The organism is Actinacidiphila sp. bgisy167, assembly GCF_965342175.1.
Classification (GTDB): Bacteria; Actinomycetota; Actinomycetes; order Streptomycetales; family Streptomycetaceae; genus Actinacidiphila.
Genome location: NZ_CBDRBL010000033.1, coordinates 31740 through 52442, shown reverse-complemented (window position 1 = coordinate 52442; position 20703 = coordinate 31740). Strand labels below are relative to the sequence as shown.

The following is a 20703-nucleotide window of genomic DNA, read 5'->3' as shown; positions in this document are numbered from 1 at the left end:
TGGTGGGAACATTCGCAGAGATCCGAGCCCTGCTGGGCGAACCCAGATTCAACTGGACGGATCCGGCGCCATGGATTGAAATGAAACGGGAGTTCGGAATCGAATTCCCGACAGACTTCCGCGAGATCGTGGATGCCTACGGGTCGGTCCAGATCAACAATCAACTGTATCTGAAGCACCCCGCCGGCCATCTTCTGCACAGCCTGGGAGAATCCATCAGAGGGGATCTCGAGCTCTGGCGCGAGGAAGACATGGTGGAATATCTGCCCAGTCCGGCAGGGGCGAACCCTGGTGATTTGATGCCGATCGCGTTGGCCAAGACGGGGGAATGGGTTTTCCTCCGGGTCCCGGAGGGTTCCTCGTCACCCTGGCGCGTCGTGGTGGCGGAGCTCGACAGTCCGGCCTGGACTCTGTACGAGATGACGTTCGGCGAATGGTTGGTGGCTTACCTCAGGGGTGAGGACGTAACGGTGTGTTCTCGCCACTTCGCACCTGACCGCCCGTTCTTCGAACCGCTAAGCTGAACCGGGGTATCGCAGATCAGCACATCGCCGTACGCCCCCACGGCAGAGATGAAGTCGGATGGGAGCTCAACACCCCGCTCCATCGCTACCGCTTCGATCAGCTCCTCCTCGCCCGAGCGGACCGGTAGTTCGAGAGGCGAGGAAGGGGCGGGGGGTTCAGTGCGCGGGCTCATTGTCCCTCTCCATGTCGACAGCCGGGCGTTCCGCTCCTGGTGCTGTCTTCGCCCGGGGGAGCCCTGGTGTGGGGTAACGCGGGTCTTCAAAGTTGAGCGGTGCGGAGATGTCCGCGGGCTCGGCGGGTGGTGACACCAGCCTCGGGCTTTCACGGGGTGGGCTGTCCGAGGCGTGATCATAAAAGCGGAAAGTGCTCCTGACCTGCAACGATGGGACTTGTCGAGGGTCCTGTCGGTTGCGAGGAAAGAAGCACACTTGCCAGGTGAAGAAGCGTATCGGGTCCTACCCGTGTGTCCGTACCGAAGGCGGCGGCCGTGGGGTGGTCTCCCAGGCCGGTGGTGTGCTGCTGGTGGAGACGATCCGCAAGACCGGGCTGGATCAGGCGATATCGGCGGCGCTGACGCCGTGGCGCAAGCCGCGGGCGGTGCACGATCCGGGCAAGATCCTGCTGGATGTGGCGCTCGCGGTCGCGCTGGGCGGGGACTGCCTGGCCGACGTCGGGATGCTGCGGGCCGAGCCCGCGGTGTTCGGGCCGGTGGCCTCCGACCCGACGGTGTCCCGGCTGATCGACACCCCGGCCGCCGGCGGCAAACGCGCGCTGACCGCGATCCGTGCGGCCCGCGCCCACGTACGCGAGCACGTCTGGCAGGTGGCAGGCCCCGCGGCGCCGGACGCGGCCGGGCAGGTGGTCGTGGACCTGGACGGAGTGCTGGTAATCGCGCACTCCGACAAGCAGGACGCGAAGCCGACCTGGAAGAAGACCTTCGGCCATCACCCGCTGATGGGGTTCGTCGACCACGGACACGGTGGGTCCGGAGAGCCGGTGGCCGGGCTGCTGCGGCCCGGAAACGCGGGCAGCAACACCGCTGCCGACCACATCACCGCTGCCAAACTGGCCCTGGCCCAGCTACCGAAGAAGTACCGACGCGGGCGGCAGACGCTGATCCGCACCGACTCCGGCGGGGGCACCCACGAGTTCCTCGACTGGCTGTCCGCCCGCGGCCGGTGGCTGTCCTACTCGGTGGGCATGACCATCACCGACGCCATTCACCAGGCCGTCTTGAAGGTCCCGGCATCGGCCTGGACGCCGGCCGTCGAACCCGGCGGCGACATCCGCGACGGCGCCTGGATCACCGAACTCGACGGCGACTGCCTCAAGGGCTGGCCGAAGGGAATGCGGCTGATCGTCCGGAAAGAACGGCCACACCCCGGAGCCCAGTTGCGGATCACCGACGCCGACGGCATGCGCCTGACGGCCTTCGCCACCAACACTGCCGGCACCCCGATCGCCGAGCTGGAACTGCGGCACCGCCAGCGCGCGAGGGCCGACGACCGCATCCGGGCCGCACGGGCCACCGGCCTGCGAAACCTGCCCCTCCACGACGCCGCACAGAACCAGATCTGGCTGGAGATCGTCCAGATCGCTCTCGATCTCCTCGCCTGGATGCCGATGCTCGCCCTGACCGGTGAGGTCCGTCGGTGGGAGCCCCGCCGCCTGCGGCTCCGGCTGTTCTCCGCCGCCGCCCAACTCGTCACCACCGGACGGCGCCGCATCCTCCGCCTCGCGGCCCACTGGCCCTGGACAGGCGTGATCACCCAAGCCCTACAGCGCCTCGCAGCCCTGCCGAACCCAGGCTGACCAGCAGCTTCCCGTCCCTACGAGCAGCACCACCCCGACCGGAACCGTGGAACCCGGCGCCCACCCGACGCGACAGACGGGCCACCAGCCTGCCCACCTGCAGGAACCTCGGCCCCCGAAGGAGCCGAAAGGGCCCGCCAGCAAGCTGACGGACCCTCATGCAAGATCGAGGCCAGCGACGCTTGTGCCAGTAGAACTCCAGCTTCCGGTTGAGCTGTCCCGAGTTTCGTGGAGTCCGGTGGTCTTGTTTCAGGCGGACTGCGGGACGGCTTCCTGCTGTCGCCACCAGTCGCGTTCGTACTCGGCGGGCGGTACGTAGTCGATGGCGGAGTGGAGCCGTTCCTCGTTGTACCAGGTGACCCATTGGAAGATCGCCGCTCGACCTGGTCGACGTCCCGCCACGGTCCTTGCATCTCGATCGGTTCGGCCTTGAAGGTGCCGTTCAGGTCGACCATCGTGTTGTCGTAGCTGTCCGTGACCGAGTCCTGCCCTGAGCGACAGCGTCGACTGACAATGCCTTTCCACGGGGTTGGCGATTCGGACACGCCTTGGCCGTCGGGTCGAGGCTGCCGAGGTCGATAGGTGGAATGGGGAGTACCTCGGGGCGTGGCGGATGAGGGGTGGGTGTCATGACCGGCGGCGCGTTCGCGGCGAAGCCGTGGAGGGGGCGGGGGTAGCCGCACCGGCGTGCACCGGACCAGCGCTCCCGTGCTGGGACCGGGACCGTGCCGCCTGGGCACGACGGCCGTGCAGCGGCGTCGTCGCGGCGGATGCCTCGTGTTCAAGCTCCAGCCGGCGAGCCGCGGTGCGGTACGCGGCCTGGTCCTGGCGCTCGCCGACCGCCAGGAGGTAGATCTCCCGGCAGTGCTGCGAGGACGCCGTGGCCTCTCGGTACTGGATGACCATGCGCCAGCGGGTCTCCGGATCAACATAGATCTTGTGGCAGCCCGCGAGTTCGCGGGTCAGCGCCGCGCCGCGTTCGTTGCCGTGGACCAGGTGCTGCAGCTCCAGCAGGGCCAGGTCGCGGATGTTCTCCGGGACCGAGCGCAGGTCGGCCAGGGCCGCGGGGTGTGCCGCGAAGGCGTACCGCGCCCGACTCACCGCGCACCCCGGCGAGAGCGCTGCGCGGAAGAGAGCGTGGGGCGAGGAGCCGTGACAGGCGCCGGGGGGACCGCGAGGCCGGCGGCTCCGGCGAGTGGCGACCGGGTGCGGGCAGCCTGAGCCCTGTGGGCGACGACGCTCTCCGGGGCCGGGGCCAGCGGGAGGGGAGCGGTGCGGTCCATGGCCCAGGCGTCCGCTGCCTCGGCGCCGGCGAATTCCCCTTCGCGCATCGTGTAGGAGCGGAAGTCCTTGACCGTCTCTTCGAGGAAGAGGCGGTAGGGGGCGTGCGCGGAGTCCGGGTGGCTGTCGCGGACGAGGGTGCGCACCTCGCTGCCGAAGTCGAAGTAGCCCGGGTTGTCGGTGTAGTGGTCGACGACCTCGTACCGGCCGTCGGGGTTGGTCCGGAGCAGGTCCTCCAGCCGAGAGGTGAGCGCGTCGGCGGGGCGGGGCCCGTGGTTGCGGGTCGGCATGGTGGCCTCTGGCGGGCAGCCCCGGCGGATGAGCCAGTTCTGGGCGAGCGGCACGACGGGAGCCCGCTCATACGCGAAGTCGAAGGTCCGCCGCTCCACGTCACGGGTGAGGTGGAACGCGACGTACTCGGCTGTGCCGGGCGTATCCCAGATGGCCGCCCGGTCGTGGTACAGCAGGTAGGTGTCGCGCCCGTCGTCGCTGTGGTGTTCGGCGAGGGCCACGAACACGTCGTCCGAGAGCGTGACCGAGAAGAAGTCCTCCTCGATCTGCTCGGAGACGGCCTCGAAGCCGTCGATCCGGTAGTCCGGTACCGAGGGCTCGTACGTGTCGGCCATATCAGGCTCCCGCGGGCTCGGGCGAGGCCAGGAGCCGGTGGTCGGGACGGGCCGCGTTGGTGGTGCACGCGCCGAACGGGCCGTCGGGTGCACGGAGTTGGAGCAGGGTCGGTTCGAGGTGGTCGCGGTGCCACGTCGAGGGGCCGGTGAGGCCGGCCTCGACGTCGGTGAGCTGCTGCCAGGCCAGCCACAGGGCATGCAGTCGGGCCACGGCCTCGGGATGCTCCTGCCACTGGTGGCACCACGGGCGGCTGGTGGTGATCTCCCGTCCGTAGACCGGCAGCAGCAGGTCGTGCACCCAACTAGTCAGCGCCGCGAGTTCCTCGACGTACGCGTTGCCGTCGAGCGCCAGGATGAAGATGGACGCTGGGCCTTCCTGGGAGCCGCCCGGCTCGGCCGCCGCTGACGCGGCGACCGAGCCCTCGCCGCCACCGTGCTCATACGCGCTGCCCTCGTCGTCCGAGAGCGGGGCGTCGTCGGTGAGTCGGGCGAGCGTCTCGCCCTGCTTACGGCTCTCCGTGACCAGCCTCGCGACCATGGAGACCAAGTCGTCCAGGTCGTGGTCCGGCACACGTATAGGCTCGCTCTCCTGAGCGGGTTCAGCCATCGCTACCCCTTCGCAAGATCGGGTGGTTGGGGTGGCGAGGATCCGGAGAAACCCGGGTTTGGCCCGGCCGGGGAAACTGGTGTAGGAGCCGCCGGTCACCGCAGGCCGTGATGGCCGCAGAGCGGGACCGGAGGAGCAAGGATCTCCAGTGCGCGAGACGCTTGCTGGGGCACGACTCCGTTGCCCAGGGCAGCCAGTTGGGCGGGACGGCCCAGCCCCGGAGTGGCTGTCACCCAGCCGACTTCAAGCCCCTGCATTCACTCGACGAACAGCGGGCTGAGGCGGCCCGCTTCGTCGGTGGGCCGGGGCGCCGGTCGTGTCGCCCTCTCCCATCGAGCGATGGCGGCGGCGTACGGCCCCCACGCCCGTCGTCCGTCGGCGTCGATTGGGTGAACAAGGGGAGCACCACTGCCGAGAGCGGAGGCCGAAAGCCGGTGCCCGGTCGGCGTCCCGGAGTGCCCGTGTCGCTGGCTCGTGGAGTCGGCAACAGGCGGGCCGCTGCCGAGGGCAGCGTCAGGTCCCCGTTCCCGTGACGCTGGTTCGGCGACCCTTTGGTGCCGTCCGACGCCTTCGGCGTCGGCAGCAGCCACTCGACCTCGTCCGCCAGATTGGGGCCGTGGCCCCCTTGCTTCCTCTTCGTCGGATGCTGACTCCCTCCGTTCGTGGCCAGGTTGCTCGTCGGCGTCTTCAACAGGGCCGGACCGCATGGAGGGCCAAGCGGCGAGGAAGATCCGCTCGCTGTGCGGGGCTCCGACGTCAGAGGCGCGAAGCACGCACCAGAGCGCATCGAACCCGAGGTCGGCCAGGGAGCCGAGTACGGCACCGAGGGCGCGCACAGCAGGCTGGCCTGCGGTGTCTCCCAGACACCACGGGCAGGGTTCCACGTCGCCAGGGGAACCGGCGGGGGAGGTGAGGAGTCCTCGGACATTCTCGATGACCACCAGGCACGGGTTGAGGGCTTCGATGGCACGGGCGATGTGCAACCACAGGCCGGACCGGGTGCCATCAGCCAGTCCGGCGCGACGGCCGGCGACCGAGACGTCTTTGACAGGGGAACCCGGCCGTCAGGACGCACACCTCCGAGACATCGGCCCAGTTCACGGCCGTGATATCGCCGAGGTTAGGCACGCCAGGCCAGTGGCGGGACAGGATCCGGGCCGGGCCCGGATCGACCTTGGCATGCCAGGTGACCGTGCCGCCGAGGACGGCCTGGACGCCGAGATCCAGGCCGCCGTACCCGGAACACATACTCCCGATCGACGGCTGGAGCGGTGCCGCTGGAAGGTCAGCGCGCATGGCGGGACACCGGCATGTAGGCGAGGCGGATCGGCTCGGTCGCGGGGAGCTTCGCCGGGACGCGGTAGATCGAGTTCGCTGGGTATGCCGAGCGGCTCAGTGCCGCGAGGACGCGGGGCGGGGTGCCGTCGATCCGGTCGGCGGCGTGCCGCAGTGTGACGAAGGTTTCCTGGAGCGAGTCCACGGTGAGGTCCAGCCGGTCCTGAACGACGTTGAACGCGGCCTGGCGGGCGTCGCGAAGGTTTGCCGTCGCTGGGGCTTCCGCGTACCTGCGCAGGAATCCGAGCTGCTCGAAGGCTTCGGTGTAGTTGTTCACGGCCCGTCCCGCAGGGGTGGACGCGCTCGTGTAGGCCGCGATGACCGGACCGAAGTCGAGTCCCGGGTCGTTGTCGGTGGCGCGGAAGAGGACCTCGTCGGACAGGTCCTTCACCAGTCCCGTCAGTGCGGCGAGATGACGGGACGCGGTGACCAGGTCGGGCAGGGAGGTCGTTGTGTACGACCCGACGATCGCGTGGCGGGCCTGCTCGAACTCCTGAGCTACTGCGTACAGTTCGTCCTTCTCCAGGCCCGCGCGGCCGGTGTGGTCGGTCATGACGGACTCCGGTGGTTGTGTCGGTCGGGAAGCGCGGCGCAGGAGGTCGTGACAGCTGTCGAGGGAGCCGAGGTGGCCGCGAGGCGGCTGCGGGCTCGGGCGGCGTCGATGCGGGCGGCGGGTGGCGGCGCACCGGGCCGACTGGCCGGCCGCTGCGGCTCTGGTTCGGCTTCGTGCGCGAGGCGCAGACGGTGACGCACTTCGTCCAGCGGGCCGAGCGCGTGCAGGGCGTACCCGATGAGCTGTCCGGGCGCGAGGGCGTCGCGGCTGGCCAGGGCTCCCACCTGCTGGGCCGCCAGGGCGGCCGTGCGGACGAGAGAGGCTTGGACGACCTGCTCGCCGAAGTGCTCGGCGGCCAAGCCCACGAGCGGATCGCAGACCCGCCGCACACGCTCGGCATCGAGCGTCCCGTCGGCCAGAGAGCCGCGACGCTGGACCTCCCACAGCACGGTCAGCTGGTCGATCGGCTCGCCGCGATGGTGCAGGGCTCCCAGCGCGCGGTAGATCTGCTGATGTCCCGGGTCGGAGAAGTCACCGGGGCGAAGCCACCGCACCAGGCCGAGCAACTGCTCGGGGCGGGAGGCAAGACAGCCGAGGAGGAACTCCTCGTCGGCGAGGACCTGCTCGCCCACCGGCTGGGGGCGCTCGGCCCGGGGCGCGTACGCCACGGGTGGTTCCACGGACCGCGCCTCGGCACCCCAGCCGCGAGCCAGGTCAGCGAGTACGTCGGCCAGGACCTGGGCGTGGTGCAGCGTCTCTTCCACCGTGCCGGCACGGCCGTCATCGAGCGCGGCCTGGTGAAGACGGGCGGCATGCTTGGCCACACTGCGGTGGATGGCGCCCTCCAGGACCATCCGCCCGTACACCGGGGCGTGGTCGGGGCGCGGACACGCCGACACGAGGGTGTGCAGGTGCGAGGCGGTGAGGCCGCGCGTGCGCATGCTTGCCTCCCGCAGCGTGTCGGTCAGCCAGGCCAGCGGGACGGGAGCGCCGGCCGTCGTGGCCGTTGCTGGGTGACCGTCGGCCTTGAGCTTGAGCATCGCGGCGTAGATGGCCGTGTGGGCGGGGCGGGAGAAGTGCTCCGGCCGCAGCCAGGGCGAGAGCTGGTCGAGCTGGCCGGGCTTCAGGAAGATCGCGCCCAGCACGGCCTGCTCGGCGTGGACGAGTGGCGTCACGACTGTGCCTTGCGCGCGGTGTTGCCCAGGGCGCGGATCTCGGCGACCGCGCGGTTGGCCGCCGTCAGGTCGGCCGCGAAGCGGTCCAGTTCACCCGTGAGGACGGGGTCCGAGGCAAGCACGGACCCGGACGCGGACACGAGCCACCAGTCGGCGCCACGCCGTACGACGGGTGTGTCGGCCAGGCGCTCGGACCGGTGGACCGAAGCCCAGGACGGGACGGGGTGGGACATGGGAGTACCTCAAGAGGACGAGGACGAAAGCCCGGGGATGGAGACGGATGAGGGCGTGCCCCATCGCGTCTCGTCACCCGGGGGCCTGGCAGCACCGGGGTCATGCGGCCGGACCGAAGTCGTCGCGACGCAGGTTCTTGGCCAGCGCTCGCTCGGTGATCGCCGCTGTCTCCTTGGCGGACGCGGCACCGAGTTGGTCGGCGTCCGGCTCCCTGTACCAGGGCTTGAGGTCGAGGAGCGCGGGGCGGATGCCGGTGGCAAGCAGGAGGGCGGAACCCTTGGGCAGGGCGCGGATCGCGTCAGCTGGCAGCACGCGCTCCTGGCGCATGGAGACCGACGTGGACTTGCCTGACTCGCTGGTGGACACCGAGACCGTACGGACGTCGTGATCGCCCACCAGACGGCTGAGCTTGTCCGCGAAGTCGGCGTCGTCGATGCCCGAGCCGACGAGCTTGATCGTCGCGGCGGACCACAGGGCGTCCATCCCGGCCTCGCCCCAGACACGGACGCCCTGGCGGTAGGACTGCAGGATCGTGATCGGGATGACGCCCCGGGAGCCGAGGTGCGAGTACAGGTCCGGCAGGTCGGCGATCTTGCACACGTTGGCGGCCTCGTCGAGGATCGCGAGCAGCGGAGCATCGAGCCGCCCGCCGTCGCGCTCGGCCTGGATGACCGCCGCGCGCATCACCGCGTCGGCAGCGGCGGCGATGATCGCGGAGGCGGAGCCGCCGCCGTCCTTCGACAGCAGGAACAGGGTGTCCTTGCTGGTTGCGAACGCCTCCGGCCTGAACTCGCGGATCTTGCCGAGGCCGGTGGGCGGCGTGACCCAGGCGGCGATGGCCGGGTCGAGCAGGCAACTGGCGTACTGCCGCGCGGTCTCGAAGATGCCGTCGCGGGTCTCGACGGCGCCGGCCACGGTGCCCTGGAGCTGGGCGGCGACCGCGTCGAGTCCGGCGTCCCGGAGCAGGTCGATGGGGGTGCGGTCGGCCGGGGAGGCGAGCCATGCCAGGACGTCGGTGATCGGCCGCCGGTCGCGGGCTGCGGCGAGGAACAGCGCGGTGAGCGTGTTCGCGGCGGCGGTGGACCAGAAGTCGCCCGCGCTCGACTCGTCCACGGAGGCGGTCACGAAGTGGCCCGCCAAGCGGCGGGCCCCGGCGAGATCGCGGGCGTCGGCGAGGATGTCCCACCACATCGTCTGTGGCGCATGGGCGATCTGCTGCGGATCGAGCGTCCACACCGTGCCGACTTCGGCGCGGGCCGCGAGCGTGGCGGTGTAGGCGTCGCGGGCAGCCTTGTTCGAGGTCAGCAATACCGGTCCGGGCGCACGCAGGATCGCCGGGATCGCCAGGCCGGAGGTCTTTCCCGACCGGGGCGCCATGATGGCCAGGATCACGTCCTCCCACGAGGAGCGGACCTCGCGTGCGCCGGGTGCGAGAGTGCCGAGCAGAACGCCGCGGTCGTCTGGGACGACGTCCTTGGGCCTGGTGCCCTTGAGGCTCGGACGAAGGTCGATCGCCTTGGCCGCGATCTTCTTCGGCATCAGATCAGCCAGATCGCGCTGGTCGGCCAGCCCCTTGGTATTGCCGCGCAGTCGCAGCCACACCTTCACACCGAGCAGCGCGGCGGCCAGGAGGACGAGCGTGGGCAGGACGTAGCAGGCGCCGACGAGGACGGGCTGCGGGAGGTGCGGCCAGAGCTCATGGGGGTGCAGCAGCGCCGCAGTCGGCTCGTAGGGGGCCCAGGGGCCGGACCTGGTGAAGGTGCTGGCGCCGTTGCCGAACAACCAGGCCAACGTCCCGGCCCCCACACCGAGCGCGGCGACGGACAGCATCAGGTACAGCAGGAAGTCGGTGCCGGTGGTGGTCGAGGGCGTGCTGGTGTGTGCAGGAGACAAAGTGCGGTCCCGGTACGTGGTGCGAGATGGGCGGTGGGCTGGGGCCGGCGGGTTCTTCTGGCGATCACGAGTGGGCTCCTGGCGGCTGTGCGGGCGGGTGGAAGAGGAGAGGGCCGAGGGGGACGGCCCCGGTCGCGTTGTCCGGATACGACGGTGGCGTGGTGGTCAGCGCGTCCGGTTCGGCTTGGGCGCGGGCGGCGGGGCGGCGGCAGACGCCTCAGGCGTGGCGGTGGGCGCTCCGGTACGCCCGGCGGCCGGGGCGGTCGCGTAGTAGTTGGCGACCTGCGCCTTCCAGCTCGGCATCGCCGGACGATCGAGTGCCCTCAGCTGGTCGGCGGCGTTGTACAGGTCCTCGCCGAGGGAGGTGAGCGTCGCGGCGGCTTCCGCGAAGTCGTACGAAAGGTCCCAGCCGGTGTCGGTCTCGGATGCCTTGGCCTGCTCGGCGGCAGCCTCGAAGAACTCGCTGAGGCGGACAAGCACACCGTCGTTGGGGTCGAGGACGTGCTCGGTGAGGTCGGCGGCGGTTTCGTACGTCCCGGCGCCGTTGATTTCGTCGGTCAGCCGCAAGATCTGCTGGCCGTGGACGCGTTTGCCCTGAGGGTCGGAAGGAGTGGTGAGGCGACCCACGCGCAGGTCGGGGCCGAGGTCGACGCGGTAGCCGACGGCGGTGAGCATACGGGCCGCGTGGCTGGCCATCTCGTTCTCGCGCGCCTCGCCCATGTCCCAGGGCAGGCGGTACCAGAAGGACAGAGGCGTCGTCTCGATGACGAAGCCCGCGCGCTTGAGGAGGGCGACGGCGAGTTCGTCTCCGCCTTCGGCGGTGACGTTCCCGGTCGGGTGGCGTGTGATGACGACGTCGGGCGGGGTGGGCATCGTGGTGGTTCCGTTCAGAAGTGGGGGTTCTCGGTCGGCCGATCGCCGGCGGAGGCGGCTTCCAGAAGTTCGGGCAGGTCCGCGGGGTCGGCGTCGCGCTGATCGATCCACCAGCTGGCACGGGTCAGGGGCCGGGTGGCGTCCTCGATGGCCGCCCACCCCGCCTCGCTCGTCGTTCCTTCGACGACGAGTGCGGTGAACGCGGCGGAGACGAGCTGGTGGCGACAGCGGGTGGCCCAGGCGACCGCGCGGTCGGTGCCGTCCAGCGGGGGCATGCGGTACTGCTCGGCCCACGCCTCGGCCTCGGCCCGCACGGCTGCCCTCTGCTTTGCGAGCCACTAGGACTTGGCCTCGGTGTCCTCCGCGCGGGAGGCCCGCCAGCAGTCGGTGCAGTCCCGGCCGGCGAGCCAGCGGGCGTACCCGGCACGCCGGTCGGCCGGACGGTCGGAGAGGTCGGCCTCGTTGGTGTGACCGCAGGCGTGGTCGATGGTCCAGAGCTTCTTCACGGCCATGCGACGGACTCCTTGAACGTCGGGGGAAGGTAATGGGGGATCAGCGGGTGCGACTCGGGCTGGCCGAGGCGTTCTGGGGACGAGGCACTGCCTCGTCCTGATGCTTCGGGGAACTGGCGGGGCGGTTGGGCGATGACCCCACGGCGGCGCGCGCTCGCGCGGTGTGCGTGACCCGCAGCCACTCCTGCCGGTCTGGCAACGGCACCTCGGCCAAGGGCGGGGCGTTCGCGGGAGTCGCGTCGGGCATGACGGCCAGTTCGAGCTGTGCTCCCACGAGTTGGTCGCCGAGGAAGGCGACGTGATGAGCGATGTTGCGCAGATGAAGGCCCAGCTCGTGACCATTGGGCGTGCCGAGCCGCTCGCACCAGGCGGCGGCCGTGTCGATGAACTCCTCCAGGTCGAGCACGACGCCGTGGCGCTCGTCGAGGATCTCGCCCAGGACCTCGGAGACGTCCGCCGCGCGGCGCAGCTCGTGCAGTTGCCCGGTCAACGCGGTCAGGGACTGACCAGGTTGGGTCGCCCGCGCCGGGACTCCGTCCGGAGTCGGGACCGGTGGCGGAACCATGATCCTGGGATCGGCTGCGACGGAGAGACCGGCATCCTGGAACTCGCGGGTCGCGCTGGCCACGGTCCGCACCACCGTGTTGTGGGGAGTGTCGTCCGGCAGCAGGTAGACGTCGAGGTACTCGCTGTGGCGGAAGTGGTGCTTGCGCAGGACTTCGTCCAGGAACGGGCGGTCGTCCGCGACGGCGGCGGCCACCCCGAAGTCGGGTGCATTCCGAAGGCGACGTCCGGCTCGAGTTGCAGAGTCACCGGGAGGGCTCCTTGGCGTGTGCGGTCTATCGGGTGCGGACCGGCTGCGGGGCGGCGGGGGCAGGGCGGAACTCGACGGGGACGGTGGGATGTCGCGCCGGCGGGAGACCCGCCCGGGCCGGCGAGATCGCGGTAGCGGCCTGCGCCCGGCGCTGCTGGGTCGAGGGCGTCGGATCGGGGCGCCCGTTGCCGCGGATGTAGGAGAAGGCGTCGAAGGCGAGGTCCGTGTTGGCGAGCCGGGTCTCGACATAGCGGAGGTCACCCACGCCGTGGAGCAGGACACCCTCGCGGGTGCGCGTGTCCGTGCCCACCGCGCGCAGGGTGCCCTCGGGATCGCGGACCTGGTCGTGAACGACAATCCGGCCTGCCCGGATGTCGGCGTCGAGCGTGCGTGCCGAGGCGAACGCGGCTTCCTCAACGGTGGACACCGACGGGCCGGAAGGTTTCTCCAGTCGGTCGAGGAGACCTCGTCCCGCGCCGAGCCGGGTATGGGGCTGGAGGTCGTACGCGGCATCGGAGGTGACGCTGTACTGCGCGGCCCGCAGGGACTGGACCGCTTGCGCCCCGCGTCGGACGGGGTCACGGTGCGGATCGGTCAGGCCGTACAGGGTGCTGCCGGGCAGCCGCTCGAAGCCGACGAGCCGCAGGATGTGCTCGGCGACGTGGTTGTCGTGCAACGTCGCCGCCACGACGCCGTACCGGTCGTTGTGGCCGACAGTGATGTGCGGGCGGGTTTCCGCCATGAAGATGCACCTCGCAGAGGTCGGGGCCGTGCGGAGGACGAGGATGCGGCCGGAAGACGGGTTTGGTGTGGCCGGAAAAGTGCGCTAGTCAGCGTGAGCGCGGCGGCCTGGTGCCGTTGAAGAAGCGGATGGCCAGCGGACCGCCGGCCGTCTCGATCGCCGCGGTGATCTGGCGAGCGGCGTGCGGTGACCAGGCACGGGCTGCCTCTGCCCGTGCAGACTGGGCTGCCTGCTGCGTCGGGACTGGTCGGGCAGGTGGCGCGGGTAGTGCCTCCTCAGCTCGCGCCATGTCGACGAGTACGCCGGCGTTGTCCATCCACGTCAGGGAGTAGTGCCAGCCCTCCGCGTTGCGCAGGGCCACGGCGTCCGCGAAGACCTCCCCGGAGCGGGGGTGGTCGGGCAGCAGCGCCTCGGCGACCACCTGGAACTCGGTCTGTACGCGGGCGCCGCCGTCCAGCGTCTCACGCAGGGCCCGGAGCCGGTACGACCAGCGCCCGGCCACACGCTCGGCGGGGTCAAGGAGGGGAAGCGTCTCCTCGGCGTGCGCGGCCAGGGCCGGGCCGTGGTCGAGGAAGGGGGCGAACTGCGCCCACATCTCCGCGTCCCGTACCCGCTGGCGCAGGTCGTACCGCTCGTCGAGCGGCCAGTGATCGGCATCGCACAGGCTGTCCGAGACAGCGTCCCACTCGTCGAGTACCCGCTCTCCGGCGGCCACGGCGAGAGCGAGCTGCTCGATGCGGGCCTGGTGGACGGCCTTCTCGTACCGGGGCAACAGGCGCTCGGTCACACGGGACGCCGCTCGCGCCGGGTCGGCGCTCACGACGATGCCAGTGGGCGCCTCGGCGGTCGCGGCGAAGCCACTGCCTCGTGGCTCCAGCGCGGCGACCAGGAACTCGTGCCTGCGCAGAGGCCGGTCGAAGACGACCAGCTCGACGCCCGAGTCACTGGTGAGCACCGCGTTCCTGAGCGGCGTGAACTCGGAGAAGGCCCAGCTCACGTGCCCGCGATCCCAGACCCGCTCGCCGAGCGGGAAATCTTCCGCGTACGCGTTGGGCCCATGGGAGGCGGCATGCCAGGTGCCGGGGAGCCGTGCCGCCAGTTCCCCGGCGAACTCCGCGAGATCCCGCTGGGGGTCCGGTAGACCGGACGAGGGGACGAGGAGGTGCTTCGTGGGCGGGACGTCCTCGTGAGGAGCCGGTTCGAAGAGAGAGGCGTCGTCGATCGCGACGTGGTGGGTGGCAGCGGTGTTGTCGAGCTGCTGAAGCGCCGCTCGGACATCGCCTGGGTGGTTGCCGCCGAGGATGTAGGCGAAATCAGGGTGCCCGGCCGAGAATCCGGCATCCACCAAGAGCCGGTGCGCTGCACCGAGGTCGTCCTGGGCGGTGGCGGCGGTGAGCCCCAGCTCCGGGTGTTTGCCGAGAGTGATCCAGACCGGCTCAGCCATGACGGGCACCGTCGCCCTCGGGCTCAGCGAAGCGTCGGCCGTTCACCCGGCGGGCCTCGTCCAGGGGGCCGGACGCATTTGTCGCCGCAGGGATTCGGCCGTGTGCGGTGTGGGCCTGGGCGGCGTCGGAGTAGAGCTGGGCGAGGCGGCGCAGGTCGCGACGGATCGTGCGCTGCAGGTGCATGGGGACGGCTTCCTGTACGAAGGGGTGCGGATGGTGTGTGGAGAGGGGGAGCGGGCGATGCGTCGGCTCCCCAGGAGGGCCTTGATCGCGAACGGACGGCTCAGGCGTGCATCCGGGAGTCGGTGTCGAACAGCTCGCGCTCGTGCGGGTGGAGAAGATGTTGAGTGATGAACGACCGGCCTGCGACCTTCCACAGACCGCGCCCCTTGGTGAGAGCGGAGACGGCCTGGGTCTCGACGCCGGTGAGGCCCAGCAGGGAAGCCGCAGAGGCGAGTTGGTCGGCTTCCTGGCGGTAGATGATGCGAGTGGAGCAGTCGGTGAGCAGGCCCTCGGCGAGCGCGCGGCCCCGGGAGCCGGCGTCGCCCGCGGTGAGGAGGTCGCTGAGGCGGTGGATGACCATCATGTTGGCGATGCCGAGCCCTCGGCTGAGCTTCCACTGGCTCTGCATGCGTTCCAGCAGGGCGACGTGTCGCATCACGCGCCATGCCTCGTCGTAGATCACCCAGCGTCGTCCGCCGGTGGGGTCGGAGAGCGCGGACTCCATCCACGCGGAGGCGCAGGTCATCGCCAGGACGAGCGCGGTGTCGTCGCCGGCGCCGCCGAGCCGGGACAGGTCGATGGAGAGCATCGGCGCGGCCGGGTCGAAGGCCACGGTGCTCGGCGCGTCGAACATGCCGGCCAGGTCGCCGTGCACGAGGCGCCGCAGCGCGTGGGCCAGGTCCTCGGCCGCCCGTCCCAGGCGTCCGGACAGGTCACCGAGCGCAGCGTCGAGCCGCTCGGGCGAGCCGAGTACGTATGCCACGTCACCGAGCAGCGGGGTGGTCCCGGCTGCTTCGGCGCGTACGACGGCGTGGTCGAGCGCCACGTCCAGGGCGGTGTGTTCCATCGGGTGCAGGTCGCGCCGTAGGACCGTCTTCGCGAGCGAGCCTAGGAGAAGCAGGCGCCGCTTGCGGACCTCGCCCGCCCAGTCCTCCGGGCTGACGCCGAACGGCCTGGCGGGGGCGTCCAGCGGATTGAGCCGACCGGGGAGGCCGGGGCCGAGTGCGATGGTCTGTCCGCCCAGCGCCTGGGCGACCACTGTCCATTCGCCCTTGGGGTCGCAGGGCACGTAGATGCGGTAGCCGAAGGCGACGGCGCGCACGGCGAGGGACTTGGCCAGGGCGGACTTGCCCATGCCGATGATCCCGGCCAGGAGGATGTTCGGGTTCGTGAAGCCGTCGAGCCGACCGTACAGCGCGAACGGGTCGTAGGTGAAGGCGGCTTCTGCGTGCACGTCGCGGCCGACGTAGATGCCCTGGGCGCCCAGGCCGCCCTCGGCGAGGAAGGGGTAGGCGCCGGACGCGGTGGCGGTGGTCATCCGGTGGGCGGGGAGCTTGAGACGGCCGCCGCGGGCGGATGCGGGACCCGGTCGGCCGGCGGCCGAGTAGGTGGCGCGCAGTTCGGGATCGATGCCGGTCTCGGTACGGCGGGCTTCGGGCCGGGCCGCGTGGCGGGCCTTGTCGCGGGCGGCGGCGAACTGGTCGCGGGCGGCGCGGGCCGTGCGGCGGTCGGTCTTGCGGGGGACGAACAGCGGGCTGGCGCTGGCGCGGGTGGTGCGGTTGGGCATGGCGGTGGTGCTCCGGTGGTCAGTGGCGGGTGAGGCCGGTGAAGGGGTCGCGCAGGTCGGCCGGGGTGTGGTCACGGCGGACGCGGGCGGCGGTGGCCAGGTGGCGCTGGCACACGGTGAGGTCGGGGGCGCCCTCGGGAAGGCGGGCCCGGCACGCCTCCCGCGTGGGGAGGCGGCCGGTGAGTCGCTGCGGGGCCGCGTGATACGCGGCGTGGAGGTGCTCGGCTGCCTGCCACAGCCGGATACGGCAGGCCCTGAGGTGATCACCCTCGGCTGCGGCCACTGGAGAAGTCCGCGCGGTGTGCGCGTCCAGCAGGCCGTACAGGGCGACCAGATGGGCGTGCAGGGAGTCCAGTTCGGTGCGGCTGGCGGCGACCGGGGCGACGGGCATGTTGATGGCCCGGTGGAAGTCGAGCGCGGCGGTGGCGAACGGGACGAAGTCCGGAGCCAGTTCGGGCAGGGGCTCGGTCGGCATGGGAGTGCCCTTCGGTAGAGCGCGGTCGGTGGTGCTGGGCCGCGCTACAGGCGGGCGAGCGGCAGAGCGGCGTTGGTGAAGGCTTCGGCCTGCTGCCAGGTCAGCAGGCGCAGGTCGACGAGGGCGGCGACGGCCGCGGTCTCGATGGCGGCGCAGGCGGCGTTGAGTTCCTCGCTGGTGTCCGCGCTCACGGTGAGCAACCCGGTGAGCGCGACATCGGCGTGCCCCGCGATGAGCTGGCGCTCGCGCTGCTTGATGTCGGCGTACTCGACCGAGTCCTCCTCGGAGTCGACCTGGCCCTTGCGGGCCCGCTCGGCGGCGTCCGCGATCACGGTGGCCTTCTTGCGCTGAACGTCCTTGAGGGCGGCGTCCAGTCCCTTGGGCTCGTAGGTCAGCGAGAGGGTGCGGCGCACGCCGGTGGTGAACAGCAGCTGGTGAAGGAAGCCGGGGCTGGTATCGATGCGAGGCCAGTTCTCGATCCAGAACGTGGCGTGGTGGGCCGAGTCGGTCTGGATGCGGTCGGCCTTCTCGACCAGGACGACCGGCCCGGCGGCAGCGGGGTCGGCCTGCGGACGGCCCGAGTCGGACCACCGGTCGAGCGCGGCCGACGCCTTGGGGTCGTACGCGGTGCGGATCACGGCGGCGATCTCGCGCGCGGGCAGCCAGCCCCCGGGCATGAGCCCGGAGGTCCGGGCGGCCTGATCGAAGGTGGAGGCGAGCTGGGACAGAACGGCGAAGGCCCCGGTGAGCCCGCCGCCGGCCTGGTTGATCAGGTGCCGGGCCGCCTTGAGATCGAGGGCGAGGGAGACGTACGCCTCATGGGGTGCGGCGGCGGGGCCAGCGGCGGCCAGCAGGTCGCCGTAGATCGGACCGGCAAGCGGGGTCTGGACGTTGCCGTGCTCGTGCCAGTAGCGGTTGAGCGCGTCGCCGGAGTCGGGGACGGTGCGCTCCAACACCTGGACGCGGGCGATGTGGCCGGTGCGCGCGAGCGCGGCCAGGGTGTGGCCCCAGCCGGAGACGTTGCCGGTCTGGGTGGCGGGGTCGAGCAGGGCGAAGGCGCGGGAGGAGACCTTCACCACGGCGGCGAGGGTGGCCTGGTGCGGATCGTGCACCGCGCCGAGGCGGCCGTCCGGCGAGGTGACCACCCGCAGCGACGCGGCCGTGCCGGGCAGGTGGAGAAGGCCCTCCCGCTGCGGTCGGGTCGACGGGCGGGTGAGCCAGATCAGCTGACCGCGGAAGCGGCGGAGCGCGTACCGGGTCGCGATCGGCGCCCAGTCGGCGAGCGAGCGCCCGCGGTGGCGGATGAAGACCCCCGCGAGGACGACGGCCAACAGCGGTACGAGCTTGAGCGCTCCGGTCACACCGGAGGTCAGCAGCACCCCGAGCAGGAGCAGACCGCAGGCCGCGACGACGATCAGCTGAGGAGCCGAGAGACCGAGCAACACGCCCCGGCGCGAGCGATGAGGGAACTTGACGGTGGCCGGACCATCGGGGTGTGGAGCGTCAGAGAGCATGGCGAAGCCGTCCTTGGAACGTCGAAGAGAAGGAAGAAGAGGAGGACGGGGCGGGCCGGGCGGGCCTCGGCCCGCCCCGTCAGCTGCGGGCTACGAGCCCGATCGATCCGCTGGTCCGGGATAGATCCACCGCTGCGGGGTGGCGCCACCCTGTGGCGGAGGACCGCCGCGCCGTGGTGCCGGCGGGTCCAGGTGCGTGACCTGCGGCGGCGCGACCGAGGCGCCCTGTGGCGTCGGTCCGGAGACCACCGGCGCCGAGTCGGACGCCTCGCTGCCACCGGGGCGCTGGATGAGCGGGACTCCGCGGTCGCCGTCCGTGGGAGGACGGCGGATCAGCGCCTGACCCTTGTCGCCGGTCGCGTTCGGATCCTCACCGAAGCGGAAGTGGGTCTGCTTCGGCTTGGCCTCACCACCGGATCCGCCCGTCGGGTCGATCCCGGAGGCGACGCCACCGGAGCCCTGGCCCGGCACCTTCGCTGGCCCCTGCGGAGCCCGCATCCCGGTGCCGGCCTGGACCGCGAGCTGCCCCGCGGTCTTCGCCGCCCCTGCGGCGACCGCCATGCCTGCGACACCGGTGCGGTGCAGGTCGTCGTGGCCGCCGCCGTCGGCCGCCCAGTGGACGAACTTGTACGTGGCGTAGGGGCAGAGCAGTACCAGGACCATCACGACGATGCCCGCGATCGCGTCCGACAGGGCGCTGAGTCCGTCGCTCGCGTCGGTCTTGCCCATGGCCGAGACGCCCAGCAGGAACACGATGGTCATCAGGAGCTTGGAGACGATCAGGGTGCTGGTCGCCTCGATCCAGCCGCGTCGCCAGCGCCGTGCGACCTCCCAGCCGCCGCCGGCCCCGGCGAATACGGCCAGGGTGACCAGGACCAGGATGCCGACCTTGCGGGCGACCATCACCGCCCAGTACAGGAAGGCCCCCACCGCGCAACCGAGCGCGGCGATGGCTGGGAGAGTCCAGCCCAGGGCGTACATGGGCCCCAGGTTGTTGACCGCGATGATGCGGCGGACGGCGTCGTCCACGGAGGTGTTGGCCGCCTTGAAGAGGCCGGCGCTGAGCGCGTCGACCACAGTGATCGCGACGGTGGTGCAGGCGATGGCGGCGAAGGCGAACAGCACTCCGGCCACCGTTCCGTAGACCGCCTGAACAAGGGCGCGTTCGTCCCGACGCCAGGCGGCGCGGGTGAGCTGCAGGCAGAACGTGCCGACGGTGAGGATGAGGCCGATAGGCAGGATCAGCTCGTAGTTGCTCCTGAACCACTCGGCGTTGAGATCGATGGCTGTGGTCCTGTCGACGGCCTTCGAAGCCAGGTCCGCGGCGGCCTGGGCCATCTCGCCCATCGACTTGGCGATCCAGGCGCCGATGCCGACCGTGATCGCCTCGCCGGTCGAACCGACGACACCGCCGACGGTGTTGCAGACGGTGCTCATCAGAGGAAGGTCACAAGCCCCCATGAGGGCACCTCCTTTCGCGGGTTGAGGGCGATCACGGCGCGACGTTCGGCAGGACCCCGACGAGGGCGCAGTCCTGGTGCGGTCGGCACTGGACGGCGAGGGTCGTCGAGCGGGACTCGGCTCCGGCGCCGGAGCCCTTCCAGGCGATGGACTGCTTGCCGGTGACCGTGATGGCGTAGACGTACGCCTCGGTGATCGCGCCGGGGTCCTGGGCCAGGGCGGTCTTGAACGCCTGCGGGAAGTGGCCCTCGCCGACCGTGGCGCTGGCGTGCTGACCGTTGTCGTGCATCCGCGACCACAGCACCGGACTGGGCACCTGGTTCGAGACCGACTTCCAGTCGGCGTACTTCTTCTCGTCGGTCATCCACTGCTTGAGGCCGGCAAGGTGCTCGGCCTGCGAGAAGGAGCGGGTGTCGTACGTCCACAGGACCTTGGTGGCGGCCTTGGCGAACGCGATCGGATCGGTCGTCCTGGGCGGGGCGGCCACCGCCGCCCCGGTGCGCGTGGTGGCGGCCGGGGAGGGGGATGCCGAGGAGGATGCCGGCGTAGGGGTGGCCTTCGACGGGGCTGGGCTCTCCGTACGGGTGGCGTACGCGACCAGACCGGCGATGGCCAGCAGAACAGCGAGGACGATGCCGCCGATCGAGGCGCGGCGCAGAACCGAGGACGGGGCGCCATGCCTTCGCTGGCTGGCGGAGGGGAAACGTTCCTTCGACATCAGTGAACCTGCGTCCCCATCGCCGAGAAGAACGCCACGATGCCGTTGGCCGCGCCGAGCAGCAGCGCGCAGCCGGCGGCGACGACAGTGCCCTTCTTGCCGTTGGCCTCCGCCTGGTGGCCGCCGCTGTGGTGGCCCCAGGCCCAGACGAGGGCGGAGATGGCGAGGGCGCCGACCACGGCGATGATGCCGAACAGGTTGATGCTGCCCATGACCTTCTTCAGGACGTCGAGACCGGGCAGGCCGCCCTCGCTCGGCGTGACGCCGGGGTTGTACGCCAGGATCTGGGCGTGCTGAATGAGCTTCATTGGAACTCCAG

At 71.0% G+C, this 20703-nt stretch carries 23 protein-coding genes and 1 pseudogene; 2 read left to right on the top strand and 22 right to left on the bottom strand.

The genetic code is table 11. The features are described 5' to 3' along the window. Positions 1 to 2 precede the first annotated feature (2 nt). Together ACRWND_RS15505 and ACRWND_RS15500 are read left to right on the top strand one after the other, a co-directional pair. Complete coding sequence (locus tag ACRWND_RS15505; protein WP_431949527.1) at positions 3 to 524, top strand: SMI1/KNR4 family protein; 522 nt, start codon at positions 3 to 5, stop codon at positions 522 to 524. A gap of 436 nt (positions 525 to 960) precedes the next feature. Next, positions 961 to 2337, top strand: a complete 1377-nt coding sequence (locus ACRWND_RS15500) for an IS1380 family transposase (RefSeq protein ID WP_431949525.1) — start codon at positions 961 to 963, stop codon at positions 2335 to 2337. Positions 2338 to 2586: 249 nt separating this feature from the next. Here the strand turns inward: ACRWND_RS15500 and ACRWND_RS15495 are convergent, their stop codons facing one another. The 22 genes and pseudogenes from ACRWND_RS15495 to ACRWND_RS15390 form a co-directional block, all read right to left on the bottom strand. Continuing rightward, positions 2587 to 2739, bottom strand: a complete 153-nt coding sequence (locus ACRWND_RS15495) for an integrase core domain-containing protein (RefSeq protein WP_431949523.1) — start codon at positions 2737 to 2739, stop codon at positions 2587 to 2589. Between the two features lie 225 nt (positions 2740 to 2964). Beyond that, entirely contained in the window at positions 2965 to 3438 is a 474-nt protein-coding gene (locus ACRWND_RS15490; protein WP_431949521.1) for a hypothetical protein, read from the bottom strand. Then, positions 3435 to 4244, bottom strand: a complete 810-nt coding sequence (locus tag ACRWND_RS15485) for a hypothetical protein (protein WP_431949519.1) — start codon at positions 4242 to 4244, stop codon at positions 3435 to 3437. The genes ACRWND_RS15490 and ACRWND_RS15485 overlap by 4 nt, the downstream gene beginning before the upstream one ends. A 1-nt stretch (position 4245) precedes the next feature. Then, a complete protein-coding gene (locus ACRWND_RS15480; RefSeq protein WP_431949517.1) occupies positions 4246 to 4851 on the bottom strand; it encodes a DUF4913 domain-containing protein in 606 nt (201 codons plus the stop codon). A 257-nt stretch (positions 4852 to 5108) separates the two neighbouring features. Continuing rightward, positions 5109 to 5864, bottom strand: a complete 756-nt coding sequence (locus ACRWND_RS15475) for a DNA cytosine methyltransferase (RefSeq protein WP_431949533.1) — start codon at positions 5862 to 5864, stop codon at positions 5109 to 5111. Then, positions 5857 to 6099, bottom strand: a complete 243-nt coding sequence (locus ACRWND_RS15470; RefSeq protein ID WP_431949531.1) for a DNA cytosine methyltransferase — start codon at positions 6097 to 6099, stop codon at positions 5857 to 5859. Before ACRWND_RS15470 ends, ACRWND_RS15475 begins: the two co-directional genes overlap by 8 nt. A 37-nt stretch (positions 6100 to 6136) precedes the next feature. Further along, a complete protein-coding gene (locus tag ACRWND_RS15465) occupies positions 6137 to 6739 on the bottom strand; it encodes a hypothetical protein (RefSeq protein ID WP_431949515.1) in 603 nt (200 codons plus the stop codon). After that, positions 6736 to 7914: a DnaB-like helicase N-terminal domain-containing protein gene (locus ACRWND_RS15460; RefSeq protein WP_431949513.1), complete on the bottom strand. Its 1179-nt coding sequence runs from the start codon at positions 7912 to 7914 to the stop codon at positions 6736 to 6738. Before ACRWND_RS15460 ends, ACRWND_RS15465 begins: the two co-directional genes overlap by 4 nt. Beyond that, positions 7911 to 8147 (bottom strand): hypothetical protein, encoded by a 237-nt coding sequence (locus ACRWND_RS15455; RefSeq protein WP_431949511.1) that lies wholly within the window; start codon positions 8145 to 8147, stop codon positions 7911 to 7913. The genes ACRWND_RS15460 and ACRWND_RS15455 overlap by 4 nt, the downstream gene beginning before the upstream one ends. A gap of 100 nt (positions 8148 to 8247) precedes the next feature. Beyond that, positions 8248 to 10041, bottom strand: a complete 1794-nt coding sequence (locus ACRWND_RS15450; RefSeq protein ID WP_431949509.1) for a type IV secretory system conjugative DNA transfer family protein — start codon at positions 10039 to 10041, stop codon at positions 8248 to 8250. Between the two features lie 165 nt (positions 10042 to 10206). Further along, entirely contained in the window at positions 10207 to 10914 is a 708-nt protein-coding gene (locus tag ACRWND_RS15445) for a hypothetical protein (RefSeq protein WP_431949507.1), read from the bottom strand. Positions 10915 to 10928: 14 nt separating this feature from the next. Then, positions 10929 to 11426 (bottom strand): annotated as a pseudogene (locus ACRWND_RS15440) (hypothetical protein). A 40-nt stretch (positions 11427 to 11466) separates the two neighbouring features. Next, a complete protein-coding gene (locus ACRWND_RS15435) occupies positions 11467 to 12186 on the bottom strand; it encodes a hypothetical protein (protein ID WP_431949505.1) in 720 nt (239 codons plus the stop codon). Positions 12187 to 12265: 79 nt separating this feature from the next. Continuing rightward, the gene (locus ACRWND_RS15430) at positions 12266 to 12982 is read right to left on the bottom strand and encodes a hypothetical protein (protein WP_431949503.1); all 717 of its coding nucleotides are present in this window, start codon (positions 12980 to 12982) and stop codon (positions 12266 to 12268) included. 88 nt (positions 12983 to 13070) lie between these two features. Then, positions 13071 to 14426, bottom strand: coding sequence for a hypothetical protein (locus ACRWND_RS15425; RefSeq protein ID WP_431949501.1), 1356 nt, complete (start codon positions 14424 to 14426; stop codon positions 13071 to 13073). Continuing rightward, entirely contained in the window at positions 14419 to 14610 is a 192-nt protein-coding gene (locus ACRWND_RS15420) for a hypothetical protein (protein ID WP_431949499.1), read from the bottom strand. Before ACRWND_RS15420 ends, ACRWND_RS15425 begins: the two co-directional genes overlap by 8 nt. Positions 14611 to 14710: 100 nt before the next feature. Next, positions 14711 to 16216: an ATP-binding protein gene (locus ACRWND_RS15415; RefSeq protein ID WP_431949497.1), complete on the bottom strand. Its 1506-nt coding sequence runs from the start codon at positions 16214 to 16216 to the stop codon at positions 14711 to 14713. Between the two features lie 19 nt (positions 16217 to 16235). Further along, the gene (locus ACRWND_RS15410; RefSeq protein WP_431949495.1) at positions 16236 to 16691 is read right to left on the bottom strand and encodes a DUF6238 family protein; all 456 of its coding nucleotides are present in this window, start codon (positions 16689 to 16691) and stop codon (positions 16236 to 16238) included. Between the two features lie 44 nt (positions 16692 to 16735). Continuing rightward, entirely contained in the window at positions 16736 to 18205 is a 1470-nt protein-coding gene (locus ACRWND_RS15405; RefSeq protein WP_431949493.1) for an SCO6880 family protein, read from the bottom strand. 90 nt (positions 18206 to 18295) lie between these two features. Then, on the bottom strand, positions 18296 to 19666 hold the full coding sequence (locus tag ACRWND_RS15400) for an SCO6881 family protein (protein WP_431949491.1): 1371 nt from the start codon (positions 19664 to 19666) through the stop codon (positions 18296 to 18298). A gap of 31 nt (positions 19667 to 19697) precedes the next feature. Further along, positions 19698 to 20384, bottom strand: a complete 687-nt coding sequence (locus ACRWND_RS15395; protein ID WP_431949489.1) for a hypothetical protein — start codon at positions 20382 to 20384, stop codon at positions 19698 to 19700. After that, a complete protein-coding gene (locus tag ACRWND_RS15390; protein WP_132850668.1) occupies positions 20384 to 20692 on the bottom strand; it encodes a DUF6112 family protein in 309 nt (102 codons plus the stop codon). The genes ACRWND_RS15395 and ACRWND_RS15390 overlap by 1 nt, the downstream gene beginning before the upstream one ends. Positions 20693 to 20703: the final 11 nt, after the last annotated feature.

Coding starts and splice junctions, on each gene's coding strand:
- ACRWND_RS15390 (WP_132850668.1), bottom strand. CDS start 20,692: ATGAAGCTCATTCAGCACGCCCAGATCCTGGCGTACAACCCCGGCGTC.
- ACRWND_RS15420 (WP_431949499.1), bottom strand. CDS start 14,610: ATGCACCTGCAGCGCACGATCCGTCGCGACCTGCGCCGCCTCGCCCAG.
- ACRWND_RS15480 (WP_431949517.1), bottom strand. CDS start 4,851: ATGGCTGAACCCGCTCAGGAGAGCGAGCCTATACGTGTGCCGGACCAC.
- ACRWND_RS15445 (WP_431949507.1), bottom strand. CDS start 10,914: ATGCCCACCCCGCCCGACGTCGTCATCACACGCCACCCGACCGGGAAC.
- ACRWND_RS15425 (WP_431949501.1), bottom strand. CDS start 14,426: ATGGCTGAGCCGGTCTGGATCACTCTCGGCAAACACCCGGAGCTGGGG.
- ACRWND_RS15400 (WP_431949491.1), bottom strand. CDS start 19,666: ATGGGGGCTTGTGACCTTCCTCTGATGAGCACCGTCTGCAACACCGTC.
- ACRWND_RS15455 (WP_431949511.1), bottom strand. CDS start 8,147: ATGTCCCACCCCGTCCCGTCCTGGGCTTCGGTCCACCGGTCCGAGCGC.
- ACRWND_RS15470 (WP_431949531.1), bottom strand. CDS start 6,099: ATGTGTTCCGGGTACGGCGGCCTGGATCTCGGCGTCCAGGCCGTCCTC.
- ACRWND_RS15485 (WP_431949519.1), bottom strand. CDS start 4,244: ATGGCCGACACGTACGAGCCCTCGGTACCGGACTACCGGATCGACGGC.
- ACRWND_RS15410 (WP_431949495.1), bottom strand. CDS start 16,691: ATGCCGACCGAGCCCCTGCCCGAACTGGCTCCGGACTTCGTCCCGTTC.
- ACRWND_RS15405 (WP_431949493.1), bottom strand. CDS start 18,205: ATGCTCTCTGACGCTCCACACCCCGATGGTCCGGCCACCGTCAAGTTC.
- ACRWND_RS15415 (WP_431949497.1), bottom strand. CDS start 16,216: ATGCCCAACCGCACCACCCGCGCCAGCGCCAGCCCGCTGTTCGTCCCC.
- ACRWND_RS15465 (WP_431949515.1), bottom strand. CDS start 6,739: ATGACCGACCACACCGGCCGCGCGGGCCTGGAGAAGGACGAACTGTAC.
- ACRWND_RS15395 (WP_431949489.1), bottom strand. CDS start 20,384: ATGTCGAAGGAACGTTTCCCCTCCGCCAGCCAGCGAAGGCATGGCGCC.
- ACRWND_RS15430 (WP_431949503.1), bottom strand. CDS start 12,982: ATGGCGGAAACCCGCCCGCACATCACTGTCGGCCACAACGACCGGTAC.